Below are 14,600 nucleotides of genomic sequence, written 5' to 3' on the forward strand. Positions count from 1 at the left end.
GACGTCGTCTCAGGCGGCCGGCAGCGGGTCCCCCTCCGTCCGCCTGAACGCCCTCCGGTACGCCTGCGGGCTCGTCCCCACCACCCGGCGGAAGCGTTCGCGGAACGCCGTCGGGGAGCCGAAGCCGGCCTGTGCGGCGATGCGTTCGACGGGGTGCTCGGTGTTCTCCAGCAGGTACTGCGCGCGCCGCACCCGCGCCCGGTGCAGCCACCGCAGCGGTGTCGTGCCGGTCTGTTCGCGGAAGCGGCGGTTGAGGGTACGGGTGCTCATGCCCGCCTTCGCGGCGATCTCGTCCAGGGTGAAGTCCTGGTCGCAGTTGTCCTCCAGCCAGTCCAGGAGCGGCTCCAGGGTGGCGCCGGCCGGGACCGGCGGCTGGTCGTGGACGATGAACTGGGCCTGTCCGCCCTCCCGTTCGAGGGGCATGACGCACAGCCGGGCCGTGTGCGCGGCGACGGCGGAGCCGTGGTCGCGGCGGATCATGTGCAGGCACATGTCCATCGCGGCGGCCGCGCCCGCCGAGGTGAGGAACTGGCCGTTGTCGACGTACAGGACGTTCGGGTCGACGGTCACCTCCGGGTGCATCGCGGCGAGGTGCGGGGCCGCCACCCAGTGGGTCGTCGCGCGCAGGCCGTCGAGCAGGCCGGTCGCCGCGAAGACGAACGCCCCGACGCAGATCGACGCGATGCGCGTGCCGTTCGCCGCCGCCGCGCGCAGCGCCTCCTTCACCTCCGGCTGCAGCGGCACCTTGGGGTCCGCGACGCCGGGCAGGATGATCGTGTCGGCCTCGGCCAGCGCCTCAAGGCCGTACGGCGCCCGCACGGTGAACGCCCCGGCCGCCGCGCTCACCTCCCGCGCGGGCGAGCAGACCCGCACCCGGTAGGCCGGGCGGCCGTCCGGCAGCCGGACCCAGCCGAACGCGTCGATCGCGGCGGTGAGGTCGAACGGGATGACCTGGTCCAGCGCCAGTACGGCCACGGTGTGCATGGCAAGAAGGTAGCCGTACGACGGGATATGGCCAACGGGACCCTCACAAAGCCTCGTCGGCGACCCTGATCGTGGCGAGAATCCGTTGGCTCGTGGCAGTAGTGCCACTTCTGCAAGATCCAGTGCCCGCCTAGCGTCGGCGCGTGACCAAGTTCCTGCTCGCCGTCCATGTCCTGGCGGCCATCGTCGCCGTCGGGCCCGTTACCGTCGCCGCCAGCATGTTTCCGCCCGCCGTCCGCCGGGCGCTGGCCTCGCCCGATGACGCGCGGGCGGTGGAGACCGTGGCGCTGCTGCATCGGATCTGCCGGGTGTACGCCCTCGTCGGTGTCGTCGTTCCGGTCTTCGGGTTCGCCACGGCGAGCGACATGGGGGTGCTCGGCGACGCCTGGCTGGGGGTGTCGATCGCGCTGACGGCGGTCGCCGCGCTGGTGCTTCTCGCGCTGGTGCTGCCGCGGCAGAGTGCACTGGTGGAGGGTGGCGGTACGCGGGAGGCGACCGTACGGCTCGCCATGTTCACCGGGCTGTTCAATCTGCTGTGGGCCATCGTGACGGTCCTGATGATCGTGCGGCCGGGGTCGACCACCGGCGCGTGAGCCGGGGTGTCACGCCTGCGCTCGGCTCGCCGTCGTCGCCGCCGTGAGCGGGCGGGCGATGTCCTCCAGGGGGCGGCGTTCCGCCCGCACCGCCAGGGCCGCGGCCACCAGGCCGGCCGCGCACATCAGGGCCGCGCCGATCTGGAAGGCGAGGACCGTGTCGGCGACCTTGCCCGTGCCGGTGAGGTCGGCGAAGAGCAGGGGGCCGCTGATGCCGCCGGCCGCGGTGCCGAGGGCGTAGAAGAAGGCGATCGACATGGCGCGGGTCTCCATCGGGAAGATCTCGGAGACCGTGAGGTAGGCGCTGGAGGCGCCCGCCGAGGCGAAGAACAGCACCGCGCACCAGCACGCCGTGAGGGTGGTCGCGCTCAGCACGCCCTGGGAGAAGAGCGAGGCCGTGCCGAACAGGAGCAGGCCGGACAGCAGGTAGGTCGAGGAGATCATCACACGGCGGCCGAGCGTGTCGAAGAGCCGGCCGAGGAACAGCGGGCCCATGAAGTTGCCGATCGCGATGACGGCGAAGTAGTAGCCGGTGTGGTCGGTGGGGACGTCGAAGAACTTCGTGAGGATCGCGCCGAAGCCGAAGGTGATCGCGTTGTACAGGAACGCCTGGCCGATGAAGAGGGAGAACCCGAGCACGGCCCGCCTGCGGTAGTCGGAGAAGACCGTGCGGGCGATCTCGGCGAAGGACACGCTTTCGCGCTGGTGGATGGTGAGCTCGCCGTGCGGTTCGGGCAGTGGTTCGTCCCGTTCCGCCTCGACGCGTTGCTCGATGCCGGAGACGACGTCCTGCGCCTCGCGGTCCCGGCCGTGGATCAGCAGCCAGCGTGGACTCTCGGGGACGTGGCGGCGTACGAGCAGGATCACCAGGGCGAGGACGGCCCCGAGCGCGAACGTCAGCCGCCAGCCCACGTTCTCGGGCAGCAGGGCGGTGTTGAGGGCGACGATCGACAGCAGCGAGCCGCCGACCGCGCCGAGCCAGAAGCTGCCGTTGATGATCAGGTCGACGCGGCCGCGGTAGTGGGCGGGGATCAGCTCGTCGATCGCGGAGTTGATCGCCGCGTACTCGCCGCCGATACCGAAGCCGGTCAGGAAGCGGCAGAGGAAGAACCACCAGGCCTCGGTGGAGAGCGCGGTCAGGGCGGTCGCCGCGAGATACGCCGCCAAAGTGATCATGAACAGCTTCTTGCGGCCGTGGCGATCGGTGAGCCGGCCCCAGAACAGGGCGCCGACGCAGGCGCCCGCCACGTACAGTGCGGCCGCGACGCCGGTGACCTGGCCCGATGAGATCGTCAGGCCGCTGCCGGGCTCGGACAGACGGCTCGCGATGTTGCCGACGACCGTGACCTCCAGGCCGTCGAGGATCCACACGGTGCCGAGGCCGATCACGATGGTCCAGTGCCAGCGCGACCAGGGCAGCCGGTCGAGCCGGGCGGGGATGTCGGTGGTGATGGTCCGGCCGGTCCCGGCCGCCGCTGTGTTCATGGGCTCCCTCCGCGTCTAGGAACCCGGCACGAGTACCCGCGGCCGGTGGGCCTACGCTCCCAGCAGCCGCGACACCGTGAAGATCAGCAGGCCGGCCAGCGAACCCACCACCGTGCCGTTGATCCGGATGAACTGCAGGTCGCGGCCGATGTGCGCCTCGATCTTGCGGGTGGTGTGCTCGGCGTCCCAGCCGGCCACCGTGTCGGTGATCAGGGAGGTGATCTCCTTGCGGTAGGTGGTGACGACGTGCACCGCGGCGCCCTCGACCCAGCTGTCGACCTTGTCCTGGACCTTGGGTTCGCTCGCCATCCGCGTGCCCAGCGAGAGCAGCGAGGCCCGCACGCGCAGGCGCAGCTCGCTGCGCTCGTCCTCGGCCGCCGAGACGATCATGGATCGTACGGCGGTCCAGGCGGAGGCGATCAGGTCCTGGACCTCGCCGCGGGCCAGCACCTCGCCCTTCAGCCGCTCGACGCGCGCCCGGGTCTCGGTGTCGGACTGGAGGTCGGAGGCGAAGTCGGTGAGGAAGCGGTCGAGGGCGCCGCGGGCGGGGTGGGAGGGCATGTCGCGCATCTCGGCGCAGAAGCGCAGCAGCTCCTTGTAGACGCGCTCGCCGACCTTCTTGTCGACGAAGCGCGGGGTCCAGCCGGGGGCGCCGCCCTGGATGGCGTCCATGACCTGCTCGTCGTGCAGCACCAGCCAGTCGTGCGCCCGGGAGACGATCAGGTCGACGAACCGTCTGTGGCCGCCGTCCGCGACGATCCTCTCCAGCAGCTTGCCCATGCCGGGCGCGATCTCCCGGGCGTCGGCGCGGCGGGTGATGGCCTCGCCGACCACCGCCTGCACGTCCGAGTCGCGCAGGACGGTGAGCGCGCCGCGCAGGGCCGTGGCCAGTTCCGCGGTCACCCGGTCCGCGTGCTCGGGTTCGGCCAGCCAGGCGCCGAGGCGGCTGCCGATGCCGACGGTGCGCAGCCGCTGTCGTACGACGTCCTGGGACAGGAAGTTCTCGCCGACGAACTCGCCCAGGGAGACGCCGAGCTGGTCCTTCTTGGTGGGGATGATCGCGGTGTGCGGGATGGGCAGGCCGAGGGGGTGGCGGAAGAGGGCCGTGACCGCGAACCAGTCGGCGAGCGCGCCGACCATGCCGGCCTCGGCGGCCGCGGCGACGTACATCGCCCAGTTGCCCGCGCCCGCGTTCGACGCCCACTTGGCGAGGACGTAGACCAGGGCCACCAACAGCAGCATCCCGGTCGCCGTGAGCTTCATGCGCCGTACCCCGCGCTGTCGCTCCATGTCCGCGGCGGTGAAGGCGGTCATGGCGCGATAGGTCGGGGCGGTGCCCCGTGTCGCCGTCTCCGTACGTTCCATTTGCTCCACCCGTTCGGTGATCCCGCACACATTGTCCCTTCCTGACCGACTCCCGGAACGGAACAGGAGTTCCCGGCGTCTGTCAGAAAGGGGGTTTTGGGCAGGGCCCTGTCAGCTCTCCCCAGTCCATGAAGCATCATGGACTCGTCAGATCGGAGCCTCGGGCTCCTACCTCCCGAGGAGAACAGAAAACCGATGACCAGGCGTCACGCCGAAGGTGCGGGGCCTTCCCCCGTATGGCACCGCGCCGTCATCAGCGGTCTCGTGGCGCTGATCCTGGGCCTGTCCGCCGCCCTCTACGCCGCGGTCACCTCCGGCGGCACCACTCCCCGCGACGCCCTCGCCGACAGCCGCCCCCACCGCGAGTCCGCGGCCGCACCCGCGTCCGCCGGCACCTGGGTCGGCTCCTGGTCGGCCTCCCCGGTGGGCGGCGAGCCGGGCACGGAGACGGCCGGCATGGCGGGCCGCTCGGTGCGCAACGTCGTGCACGCGGACGCCGGGGGTACGAGTGCCCGCATCACGCTGTCCAACCTCTACGGCCAGTCGCCGCTGACCATCACGCACGCCTCGATCGCGGTCGCGGCCGGCGAGAACACCGCGGCGGCCGCGGTGGAGACGATGCGCCGGCTCACCTTCGGCGGCCGGGCGGCCGTCGTCGTGCCGCCCGGCGGCCAGGTGCTGAGCGACGCCGTCCGCGTCGACGTCCCGCGCGGCGCCGACGTCCTGGTCACCACGTACTCCCCCACCCCGTCGGGTCCGGTCACCTACCACCCGCACGCGCGGCAGGTGTCGTACGTCGCACAGGGCGACCACACCGAGGACGCCACGGCCACCTCGTACACCGAACAGACCCCGTACTGGCGCTATCTGACGGCCCTGGACGTGCTGAGCAACGAGTCCCACGGCACGGTCGTCGTGCTCGGCGACTCGCTCACCGACGGGATCACCTCCACCGTGGGCGCCAACCACCGCTGGACCGACGTCCTTTCCGAGCGGCTGCGCACGGCGCTCATCAGCGGCCGGGACCTGCCCCGCTACAGCGTCGTCAACCAGGGCATCAGCGGCAACCAGGTGCTGGCCGACGGCCTGGGCCGGCCCGCCGAGAACCAGAGCGGCCTCGGCCGCTTCCGCCGCGACGCGCTGGCCCGGACGAACGTCAAGGTCGTCGTCATCGACCTCGGCGTCAACGACATCCTGCGCAACCCGCGACTGCCCGACCCGAACCGGATAGCCGAGGGACTGCGCACCCTCGTCCGCCAGGCCCACGCCCGCGGCCTCAAGGTCGTCGGCGCCACCCTGATGCCCTTCCAGGGCCACCCCGGCTGGACGCCCGCCCGGGAGGCGGTGCGCGAGCAGGTCAACGCCCAGATCCGGGCGGGGCGGGTGTACGACGCCGTGGTCGACTTCGACAAGGCGCTGCGGGACCCCTACAACCCGCGCAGGCTGCGGTCCGACTACGACTCGGGCGACCATCTCCACCCCAGCGACCGGGGGTACCGCACGATGGCGGAGGCCTTCGACCTGCGGGAGCTGAAGGGGGCGGGGCTGACGGAGCTGTGACCGCCCGGCGGCCCGCTCAGTGGTCCGCGCCCGGTGGTCCCGCTCAGTGGTCTCCGTACCGGTCGCGCCTGCGCCGTTCGCGCCGCTCCTCATGACGTTCGCGCCGCTCCTCGTGGCGCTCCCACCGCTCCTCGTGGCGCCGGCGCCGCATGTCGAGGTGGGCGTCGAGCATCTCGCGGTGGGCCTCGTGCACGTCGTCCCGGAAGGACCCCTGCAGCTCCTTCATGGTGGCCTTGCGGTCCAGCTTCTCCTGGCGCCGCTCCTCCTTGAGCCGCTGCCGCTCCGCCCGCGTGACCTTGCGCTCCACGCCGACGCCGCCCCAGAAGGCGAACCCGGAGACGATCACGCGCGGGGCGCCCGGCTCTCCCCGCACCCCGTCCTCGCGCTGGTCGAAGCCGCCCATGATCCCGATGCCGCGCACCACGACCTCGACCCCGGGCGGCACGATGATCTGCATCCCGCCCATGATCGCGACGCAGTTGATCTCGACCTCGTGGTCCGCGAAGTCCGCCTCCCGCAGGTCGATCTCCCCGCCGCCCCAGAAGGCGAAGCAGGAAAGCCGCTTCGGCATGGTCCAGCGCCCCTTGCGCTGGAAGCCGGACAGGATGGCGACGGCCCACGAGGACGAGCCCTCGCCGCCGACCACCCGGCCCGCCCAACTCCCGCTCCGCGGCACTTCCTTGCTCAGCGACACGACGGGAGGAGCCGTCACGCCCGCCCCCGGCAGATCCCGGGTGATCGGCGTCAGCTCCCCGTACGTCCGCGCCTTGTACGTCGCTTCCAGCCGCTCCTCGAACTCCTCCATGTCGAGCCGCCCTTCGGCCAGGGCGTCCCGCAGGACCTCGGCGACTCGTTCACGATCGGCGTCGGAGGCACGCAACTCCGGTGCATCGTCGGTCATACGGAGCAGCCTACGAGGTCGTCGCGCCGGAGACTATGCGGTGGCCCGGTCCGCGTACATCTGCGCGATCACCGCCTCGATGTCCGGCTCCCGCACCGACAGGTCCACCAGCGGATACTCGGCCGCGATCCGCGCCACCAGCGGTGCCGCCGAACCGGAGGCGGGGAAGGCCAGCCACTGCCGCGGCCCCTCCACCTTCACCACCCGGGCCTCGGGCACCTCGATCGGCGGCAGCTCGCGCTCCAGGTCCACCACCAGCGTCCGTTCGCTCTCGCCCACCTCGTGCAGGCCGGCGAGCGGGCCGTCGTACATCAGCCGCCCGTGGTCGATGACCATCACCCGTGAGCACAACTGCTCGATGTCCTGGAGGTCGTGCGTGGTCAGCAGGACCGTCGTGCCACGCTCGGCGTTCAGGTCCCGCAGGAAGCCGCGCACCTTGGCCTTGGAGATGACGTCGAGGCCGATCGTCGGCTCGTCCAGGTACAGCACCTCGGGGTCGTGCAGCAGCGCCGCCGCGATGTCACCGCGCATCCGCTGGCCGAGCGAGAGCTGCCGTACGGGCACGTCCAACAGGTCGGCGAGGTCGAGGAGTTCGACGCAGCGGTCGAGGTTCTCGCGGTAACGCCCGTCGGGGATCCGGTACATGCGGTGCACCAGCCGGTACGAGTCGATCAGCGGCAGGTCCCACCACAGCGTGGTGCGCTGCCCGAACACCACCCCGATGCGGTGCGCCAGCCGGGTGCGCTCGCGGGAGGGGTCGATCCCGGCGACCCGCAGCCGGCCCCCGCTCGGGGTCAGAATCCCGGTCAGCATCTTGATCGTCGTCGACTTCCCGGCGCCGTTGGGGCCGATGTAGCCGACCATCTCGCCGCGCGGCACCGTGAAGGAGATCGAGTCGACCGCCCGCACCTGCCGCCGCTCCCGCTTGAGGAACCCGGTCTTGCGCCGCACCTCGAAGACCTTCTCGACCCGGTCGAGTTCGATGAAGTCGCCGTCCATGAACCCCTCAGCTCCCCGTGCTCCGATACGAGCGAAGTCCCGTCCGCCACGCCGCCCCGGCCAGCGCGCAGCACCCCACGGCCACCAGCGGCGGCGCGAACGCCGTCCACACCGGCAGGTCCAGCGGGTAGGGCCGCCCCAGCACATAGGTCGCGGGCAGCCAGTTGACGAAGGCCAGCGGCAGCACGAAGGTCACCCCGCGCACCAGCTCCTTCGCGAACACCGTGGGCGGGTACTGCAGCAGCGTCGTGCCGCCGTACGTGAACGCGTTCTGCACCTCGGACGCGTCCTGCGCCACGAACTGGAAGGCCGCCCCGGCCACGAACACCGCGCTGAAGATCGCGGCGCCGCTGACCACCATCAGCGGCATCAGCAGCAGCTTCAGCGGGGTCCACGCGATGTCCAGGGACGTCAGCGCGTAGCCGAGCACCAGGGCGCCCTGCGTCACCCGGCCCAGGCGGCGCAGCGCGAACCGGTCGGCGGCCAGTTGGGCCAGCACCGGCGCCGGGCGGACCAGGAGGGTGTCGAGGGTGCCGTCGCGTACCCGGCGCCCCAGCCGTTCCATCGAGCCGATCGTCAGGTCGGCCAGCCCGAAGGCCGTGCCGGACAGCCCGTACAGGAAGGCGACCTCGGGCAGGGTGTAGCCGCCGAGCGCGTCCACGCGGGAGAACATCAGCAGGATCGCCACGAAGTCGAGGGCGGTCGCGGCGAAGTTGGCGACCGTCGTCATCACGAAGGAGGCCCGGTACGCCATCGTGGAGCGGATCCACATCATCGCGATCATCCGGTAGGCGCGCAGCCCCTCCGCGACCCGGCCCGGCTCAGCCACCCTGCACCACCACCCGTCGGGTCGCCACGGACTGCACCAGCCGCCCCAGCGCCAGCAGCGCGAGCGCCCATACGCCCTGGAAGGCGAAGACCCCCCACGGCTCGGCACGCCCCAACAGCACGTCCGCGGGGGCCTGGAGCAGCGAGGACCAGGGCAGGGCGCGTACGGTCTCGCCGATCGCGCCCGGGAACACGTTCAGCGGGAGCACCATCCCGGAGCAGAAGAACCCCGTGATCCACGCCGTCTGGGCCACCCCGGTGCCGTCCAGCAGCCAGAACGCGCTCAGCGCCACCAGGAAGCGGATCCCGAAACCGACCAGCATCGCCAGCAGGACGGCGACGAGGAAGGCGGCCCAGGTCCCCGCGTCCGAGGGCAGCGCCACCCGGAAGAAGACCGCGCCGAAGACGAACGGGAGCACGCCCCGGCCCATCAGCTGGAACAGGGCCCGGCCCAAATCGGCGAAGAGCCACCACAGTTGCAGATCGGCGGGCCGGTAGAGGTCGATCGCGATGTCACCCGTACGGATGCGTTCCATCAACTCGTCCTCGACGCCGCCGCCCCCGATCGCGAGCGTCGACAACAGCGCCTGCCCGAGCCAGACGTAGGTGACGGCCTGCGCCTGGTCGTAGCCGCCCAGGTGCGGTTTCTCGTCCCACAGGGCCAGATACGTGTAGACCAGGATCAGGCCGAAGACGGTATTGGTGAACACCCCTGCCGCCGTGGCCGCCCGATAGGTCGCGTACCGTCGGAACGCCCCCGAGGCGACGGCCGCGTACAACCGTCCCGCGCCCACGCCAGTCAACCTCCCGGACCCAACGACACCGAAGCGCAGGAGCCTAGCCCGCGCCCGACGGGGTCTGCCACGCATTTTCGGTACCGGACACGCCCCGGAATCCTGGAACGGAACGCTTGGTGCGAGAGTCTTCATCACGGGGCCCAGATGGCGTACGAGGCCGTACGGGAACGTACGAGGCGAAACAGGAGTCCGTGCACGACATGAGCGACGAGCCGCAGCCGCTGCCGCAGCAGAAGAACGAGGGCGGTGCGACGACAGAGCCGCCGGCGGCTGGAGAGCCCGCCGGACAGGGCGGCAAGGCGGCCGAGAACGCCAAGGCCGTCCCGAACGCGCGGAAAGCCGAGCCGAACGAGCCCGCCGAGCCTGCGAAACGCGCGGAGCGCGCGGAGCCGCCCGAGCCGGCGGAACCGTCGAAGCCCGCGTCGGCCGGCAACTCCGCGGAGCCCGCCAAGAAGCCGGAGGCGACGGGGCCCGCGTGGAGCGCCGACACCACCAGGCTCAACAGGGTCAAGGAGAGCGCGGGGGCCAACGCCGGGGCCACCGGGAACGCCGGGAACAGCGGGGCCACCGACACCACGAAGCTCGCGAAGGTCACGGAGAACACGCCGCCCGCCGCCGGAGCGGCCGACACCACCAAGCTCACCCGCATCAAGGACAACGCGCCCACCGCCAAGCCGACCCAGCCCGCCGGCGCGGCGGGCGCGGGGAACGCGGCGGCCGCGGGGAACACGCCGGGTGCCGGCAGCGCCGACACCACCAGGCTCACCCGGATCAAGGAGAACGCCCCGGCCCCGAGGCCCGGCCGGCCCGCCGGCCCGGCGCAGCCCCCGCGGAGAGCGCCGGGCGCGGCGGCAGCAGCCGCGAGTGCCGCAGTCGCGGCCAACGCCGCCGGCCCGGCAGCCCCGCCCGCCGCGGCCGCCCCCGCGAGCACCGCGCCCCCGACTCAGGGCAAGAAGGCGAAGCGTCCCAGGCGCACCGGCTGGCGGCGGCTCGTTCCGACCTGGCGCATGGTGCTCGGTACCTGCGTCATCGGGGTCCTGCTGATCATCGGGCTGTTCGTCCTCGGGTACTCGCTCGTGAAGATCCCGCCGGCCAACGCCATGGCCATGAAGCAGAGCAACGTGTACCTGTACGCGGACGGCTCCCAACTGGCCCGTGACGGCGAGATCAACCGGGAGAACGTCAGCCTCGCGCAGATCTCCAAGGCCGCCCAGCACGCCGTACTGGCCGCCGAGGACCGGGACTTCTACACCGAGTCGGCCATCGACCCCAAGGCGATGATCCGCGCGGCCTGGAACACCGCGACCGGCAAGGGCAAGCAGTCCGGTTCGACGATCACCCAGCAGTACGTGAAGAACTACTACCTGGCCCAGGAACAGACGGTCACCCGTAAGGCCAAGGAGTTCTTCATCTCGATCAAGCTGGACCGCAACAAGAGCAAGAACGAGATCCTCGAGGGCTACCTCAACACCAGCTACTTCGGCCGCAACGCCTACGGCATCCAGTCCGCCGCCCAGGCCTACTACGGCGTGGACGCCACCGACCTGGACCCGGCCCGCGCCGCCTACCTCGCCGCGCTGGTCAACGCGCCCAGCGAGTACGACGTGATCGCCCACCCGGAGAACAAGCCGGCGGCCGTGGCCCGCTGGAGGTACGTGCTGGACGGCATGGTCAAGAAGGGCTGGCTCAGCGAGTCCGAGCGGGCCGGCATGAAGTTCCCGATGCCGAAGGAACAGACCGTCTCCACGGGCCTGTCCGGGCAGCGCGGCTACATCGTCGAGGCGGTCAAGCACTACCTCATCACCAACAAGATCGTCGACGCGGACGCGCTGGAGGCGGGCGGCTACCGCATCACCACGACGCTGCACAAGGACAAGCAGAAGGCCTTCGTCGCGGCGGTCAACGACAAGCTGATGGACAAGCTGGACAAGAAGAACCGCAAGGTGGACAACTACGTCCGCGCGGGCGGTGCCTCCGTCGACCCGAAGACCGGCAAGGTCGTCGCGATGTACGGCGGCGTCGACTACGTGAAGCAGTACACCAACGGCGCCACCCGCGGCGACTACCAAGTCGGCTCCACCTTCAAGCCGTTCGTGTTCACCTCGGCCGTGGAGAACGGCTCCGTGACGCAGGACGGCCGGACCATCACGCCGAACACGTACTACGACGGCACCAACCGGCGGACCGTGCAGGGCTGGAGCGGCGGCGCGTACTCGCCGGAGAACGAGGACTCCCGGTCGTACGGCGAGATCACCGTGCGCAAGGCCACCGATCTGTCGGTCAACTCGGTGTACGCGCAGATGGCCGTGGACGTCGGCCCGTCGAAGGTCAAGCAGACCGCGGTCGACCTCGGCGTACCCGCCGACACCAAGGACCTGCAGCCCTACCCGTCCATCGCCCTGGGCACGGCCACCGCCAGCGTCCTGGACATGGCGGAGGCGTACGCCACGCTCGCCAACCACGGCAAGCACGGCACGTACACGATGATCGAGAAGATCACCAAGGACGGCACGTCGGAGGTGAAGCTGCCCGACCAGCCGGTCAAGCAGGCCGTCAGCCGTGAGGCCGCCGACACCACGACGTCGATCCTGCAGAGCGTGGTCGAGACCGGCACCGCGACCGCCGCCCAGGCCGCCGGCCGGCCCGCGGCCGGCAAGACCGGTACCGCGGAGGAGGACACGGCGGCCTGGTTCGCCGGTTACACGCCCGACCTCGCCACGGTCGTCGCCGTCATGGGCCAGGACCCGGTGACGGCCGCCCACCGGCCGCTGTACAACGCGCTGGGCCTGCAGCGCATCAACGGCGGCGGGGCGCCCACCGAGATCTGGGCGCAGTACACCGAGGCCGCGCTCAAGGGCGAGCCTGTGAGCGACTTCGACCTCCAGCTGGAGCCGGGCGCCGAGGAGACCCAGGAGCCCACCGGTGCGCCCTCGACGGAGCCGGGCACCGGCGACCAGGACAACGGCGGCACCACGGACGGCGGTCAGGACACCCAGGGGCAGACCCAGGGCCAGACGGACGGCCAGGACAACGGCGGCGGCACGACCGGGAGCACCACGGACGGTTCGACGACCACCGACGGCGGCACCACGACCGACGGCGGGACGACGACGGACGGGGGCGCGACGACCACCGGCGGCACCACGGACGGCTCGACGACCACCGACGGCGGCCCGACCACCACCGGCGGCGACCCGACCACCAACGGCGGCACCACGGACGGCACGACCGACGGCACCACGACCGCGGGGCCGGGCGGCCAGCCGCTCTTCGGCCGACGGGAGTGACCGCCCCCGGTCAGTGACCGGAGGTCGCCTTCAGCCCGACCACGGCGACCAACAGGAGAACGACGAAGAAGACGCGGGCGGCGGTCACCGGCTCCCCCAGCACCACCATGCCGAGCACCGCCGCCCCCGCGGCCCCGATGCCCACCCACACGCCGTAGGCGGTACCGATGGGCAGGGACCGGGCCGCGTACGACAGCAGCAGCATGCTGGCGACGATGCCGGCGCCGGTGAACAGGCTGGGGACGGGACGGGTGAAACCGTCGGTGTACTTCATGCCGATGGACCAGGCGACTTCGAGAAGACCGGCGACGACGAGCAGGACCCAGGCCATGGGGAGCACCTCCGTGGAACGTACTGACGGGTGGTGCGTCGTCTTGCGTACGTCCCGGTACGGCGCGTCTCGTCGGGCTGGCTACTGTCGAATTTAGCAAAGGAACGACAAAAAGGGCTGGTGACCCTGGTCACCAGCCCTTTTCCGCTGCTGTTTCAGAGGTACAGACCTGTCGAGTCCTCCGAGCCCTCGAACCGGTCCGCGGCCACCGCGTGCAGGTCCCGTTCGCGCATGAGCACGTAGGCCACGCCCCGCACCTCGACCTCGGCCCGGTCCTCCGGGTCGTACAGGACGCGGTCGCCCGGCTCCACCGACCGTACGTTCTGCCCGACCGCGACGACCTCGGCCCAGGCCAGCCGTCGTCCGACCGCCGCCGTGGCGGGGATCAGGATGCCGCCGCCCGACCGTCGCTCGCCCTCGCTGGTGTCCTGCCGGACGAGCACGCGGTCGTGCAGCATCCGGATGGGCAGCTTGTCGTGGTGGGTGCTGTGGTCATGTCTGTTGGCGCTCACGCCTTCGAACCTACCTGCCTTTGACGCGTCCGTACGCGACCGGGTCAGCCCTTGCGTCGCCGGGAGCCGAGGGCCAGCAGCCCCACGACGCCGACGGCGAGGAGCGCGACGGGCACGATCCGCTCGACGCGGGGCGCCCCCTCCTCGTTCACGAACTGGGCCTTCACATCGCTGACCACCCGGTTGACCTGCACATAGGCCCGACCGAGGGTGTGGTCGACGTTGGCGACGACCTTCGCCTTGGCATCGCCGACGATGGTCTTCGGATGCACCCGCACCCCGATCTCGTCCAGCGTCTCGGCCAGCACCTCGCGGCGGCGCTTGATGTCCGCCTCGATCTGCGCCGGGGTTCTGGTGTCCGACGTCTCCGCCACCGTTCGGCCTCCGAAGTCTTCGATGCTGTTCCGGACAGTCTGTCAGCTTCGGGCGCCGCCGCGCCCCAAGGGGCCCCACCGTTACGCTGGACCGATGAGCGAGCGACTCCAGCCCGGGGACGTGGCCCCCGCCTTCACCCTGCCCGACGCCGACGGCAACGAGGTGTCCTTGTCGGACCACAAGGGCCGCAAGGTCATCGTCTACTTCTACCCGGCGGCCCTGACGCCCGGCTGCACCAAGCAGGCCTGCGACTTCACCGACAACCTCGACGTGCTGGCCGGCGCGGGGTACGACGTGATCGGCATCTCCCCCGACAAGCCGGAGAAGCTGGCCAAGTTCCGCGAGAAGGAATCCCTGAAGGTCACGCTCGTGGCCGACCCCGACAAGAAGGTCCTGGAGGCGTACGGCGCCTTCGGCGAGAAGAAGCTGTACGGCAAGACGGTCGTCGGCGTCATCCGCTCCACGGTGGTCGTGGACGAGGAGGGCAAGGTCGAACGCGCCCTCTACAACGTCAAGGCCACCGGCCACGTGGCGAAGATCATCAAGGATCTGGGCGTCTGAGGCATCCGACGGCACGCTTCTG

At 71.1% G+C, this 14,600-nt stretch carries 14 protein-coding genes and 1 riboswitch; of the genes, 4 read left to right on the top strand and 10 right to left on the bottom strand.

The features are described 5' to 3' along the window. Positions 1-9 precede the first annotated feature (9 nt). Positions 10-984 carry a GlxA family transcriptional regulator gene (locus ACWGKT_RS02995; protein ID WP_453272221.1) on the bottom strand — a complete coding sequence of 325 codons (975 nt, stop codon included), beginning with the start codon at positions 982-984 and terminating at the stop codon, positions 10-12. A gap of 143 nt (positions 985-1,127) precedes the next feature. Here ACWGKT_RS02995 and ACWGKT_RS03000 point away from each other — a divergent pair, with 143 nt between their 5' ends. Next, positions 1,128-1,577 (top strand): hypothetical protein, encoded by a 450-nt coding sequence (locus tag ACWGKT_RS03000; protein WP_453272222.1) that lies wholly within the window; start codon positions 1,128-1,130, stop codon positions 1,575-1,577. Positions 1,578-1,586: 9 nt separating this feature from the next. On the opposite strand, the gene ACWGKT_RS03005 is transcribed toward ACWGKT_RS03000, so the two are convergent. Beyond that, the gene (locus tag ACWGKT_RS03005) at positions 1,587-3,062 is read right to left on the bottom strand and encodes an MFS transporter (protein WP_453272223.1); all 1,476 of its coding nucleotides are present in this window, start codon (positions 3,060-3,062) and stop codon (positions 1,587-1,589) included. 51 nt (positions 3,063-3,113) lie between these two features. Then, positions 3,114-4,457, bottom strand: a complete 1,344-nt coding sequence (locus ACWGKT_RS03010) for a DUF445 domain-containing protein (RefSeq protein WP_453272224.1) — start codon at positions 4,455-4,457, stop codon at positions 3,114-3,116. 165 nt (positions 4,458-4,622) lie between these two features. Between ACWGKT_RS03010 and ACWGKT_RS03015 the strand changes: the two genes are divergently transcribed. Then, complete coding sequence (locus tag ACWGKT_RS03015; RefSeq protein WP_453272225.1) at positions 4,623-5,987, top strand: SGNH/GDSL hydrolase family protein; 1,365 nt, start codon at positions 4,623-4,625, stop codon at positions 5,985-5,987. A gap of 43 nt (positions 5,988-6,030) precedes the next feature. On the opposite strand, the gene ACWGKT_RS03020 is transcribed toward ACWGKT_RS03015, so the two are convergent. The 4 genes from ACWGKT_RS03020 to ACWGKT_RS03035 are packed head-to-tail and all read right to left on the bottom strand — an operon-like array spanning position 6,031 to position 9,509. Continuing rightward, positions 6,031-6,888 (bottom strand): DUF1707 SHOCT-like domain-containing protein, encoded by an 858-nt coding sequence (locus tag ACWGKT_RS03020; protein WP_453272226.1) that lies wholly within the window; start codon positions 6,886-6,888, stop codon positions 6,031-6,033. Positions 6,889-6,921: 33 nt separating this feature from the next. Then, entirely contained in the window at positions 6,922-7,887 is a 966-nt protein-coding gene (locus ACWGKT_RS03025) for an ABC transporter ATP-binding protein (RefSeq protein ID WP_453272227.1), read from the bottom strand. A gap of 7 nt (positions 7,888-7,894) precedes the next feature. Then, on the bottom strand, positions 7,895-8,671 hold the full coding sequence (locus ACWGKT_RS03030) for an ABC transporter permease (protein WP_356142901.1): 777 nt from the start codon (positions 8,669-8,671) through the stop codon (positions 7,895-7,897). A 37-nt stretch (positions 8,672-8,708) separates the two neighbouring features. Further along, the gene (locus ACWGKT_RS03035; RefSeq protein ID WP_453272228.1) at positions 8,709-9,509 is read right to left on the bottom strand and encodes an ABC transporter permease; all 801 of its coding nucleotides are present in this window, start codon (positions 9,507-9,509) and stop codon (positions 8,709-8,711) included. A gap of 650 nt (positions 9,510-10,159) precedes the next feature. Between ACWGKT_RS03035 and ACWGKT_RS03040 the strand changes: the two genes are divergently transcribed. Next, the gene (locus ACWGKT_RS03040) at positions 10,160-12,799 is read left to right on the top strand and encodes a transglycosylase domain-containing protein (RefSeq protein ID WP_453272317.1); all 2,640 of its coding nucleotides are present in this window, start codon (positions 10,160-10,162) and stop codon (positions 12,797-12,799) included. Positions 12,800-12,809: 10 nt separating this feature from the next. Here the strand turns inward: ACWGKT_RS03040 and ACWGKT_RS03045 are convergent, their stop codons facing one another. The 3 genes from ACWGKT_RS03045 to ACWGKT_RS03055 all read right to left on the bottom strand — a co-directional run bounded on the left by ACWGKT_RS03045 (position 12,810) and on the right by ACWGKT_RS03055 (position 14,016). After that, positions 12,810-13,130, bottom strand: coding sequence for a DMT family transporter (locus ACWGKT_RS03045; RefSeq protein ID WP_453272229.1), 321 nt, complete (start codon positions 13,128-13,130; stop codon positions 12,810-12,812). A 32-nt stretch (positions 13,131-13,162) separates the two neighbouring features. Next, a riboswitch (guanidine-III (ykkC-III) riboswitch) is annotated at positions 13,163-13,233 on the bottom strand. Between the two features lie 52 nt (positions 13,234-13,285). Next, positions 13,286-13,642: a GroES family chaperonin gene (locus tag ACWGKT_RS03050; RefSeq protein ID WP_356142842.1), complete on the bottom strand. Its 357-nt coding sequence runs from the start codon at positions 13,640-13,642 to the stop codon at positions 13,286-13,288. Positions 13,643-13,686: 44 nt separating this feature from the next. Next, on the bottom strand, positions 13,687-14,016 hold the full coding sequence (locus tag ACWGKT_RS03055) for a DUF3618 domain-containing protein (RefSeq protein ID WP_356142840.1): 330 nt from the start codon (positions 14,014-14,016) through the stop codon (positions 13,687-13,689). Positions 14,017-14,110: 94 nt separating this feature from the next. Between ACWGKT_RS03055 and bcp the strand changes: the two genes are divergently transcribed. Further along, positions 14,111-14,578, top strand: coding sequence for a thioredoxin-dependent thiol peroxidase (bcp, locus tag ACWGKT_RS03060; RefSeq protein ID WP_235458454.1), 468 nt, complete (start codon positions 14,111-14,113; stop codon positions 14,576-14,578). Positions 14,579-14,600 lie beyond the last annotated feature (22 nt).

Source organism: Streptomyces sp. NPDC054794, from assembly GCF_053611585.1.

Coding starts and splice junctions, on each gene's coding strand:
- ACWGKT_RS02995 (WP_453272221.1), bottom strand. CDS start 984: ATGCACACCGTGGCCGTACTGGCGCTGGACCAGGTCATCCCGTTCGAC.
- ACWGKT_RS03005 (WP_453272223.1), bottom strand. CDS start 3,062: ATGAACACAGCGGCGGCCGGGACCGGCCGGACCATCACCACCGACATC.
- ACWGKT_RS03015 (WP_453272225.1), top strand. CDS start 4,623: ATGACCAGGCGTCACGCCGAAGGTGCGGGGCCTTCCCCCGTATGGCAC.
- ACWGKT_RS03020 (WP_453272226.1), bottom strand. CDS start 6,888: ATGACCGACGATGCACCGGAGTTGCGTGCCTCCGACGCCGATCGTGAA.
- ACWGKT_RS03025 (WP_453272227.1), bottom strand. CDS start 7,887: ATGGACGGCGACTTCATCGAACTCGACCGGGTCGAGAAGGTCTTCGAG.
- ACWGKT_RS03030 (WP_356142901.1), bottom strand. CDS start 8,671: ATGATCGCGATGATGTGGATCCGCTCCACGATGGCGTACCGGGCCTCC.
- ACWGKT_RS03045 (WP_453272229.1), bottom strand. CDS start 13,130: ATGGCCTGGGTCCTGCTCGTCGTCGCCGGTCTTCTCGAAGTCGCCTGG.
- bcp (WP_235458454.1), top strand. CDS start 14,111: ATGAGCGAGCGACTCCAGCCCGGGGACGTGGCCCCCGCCTTCACCCTG.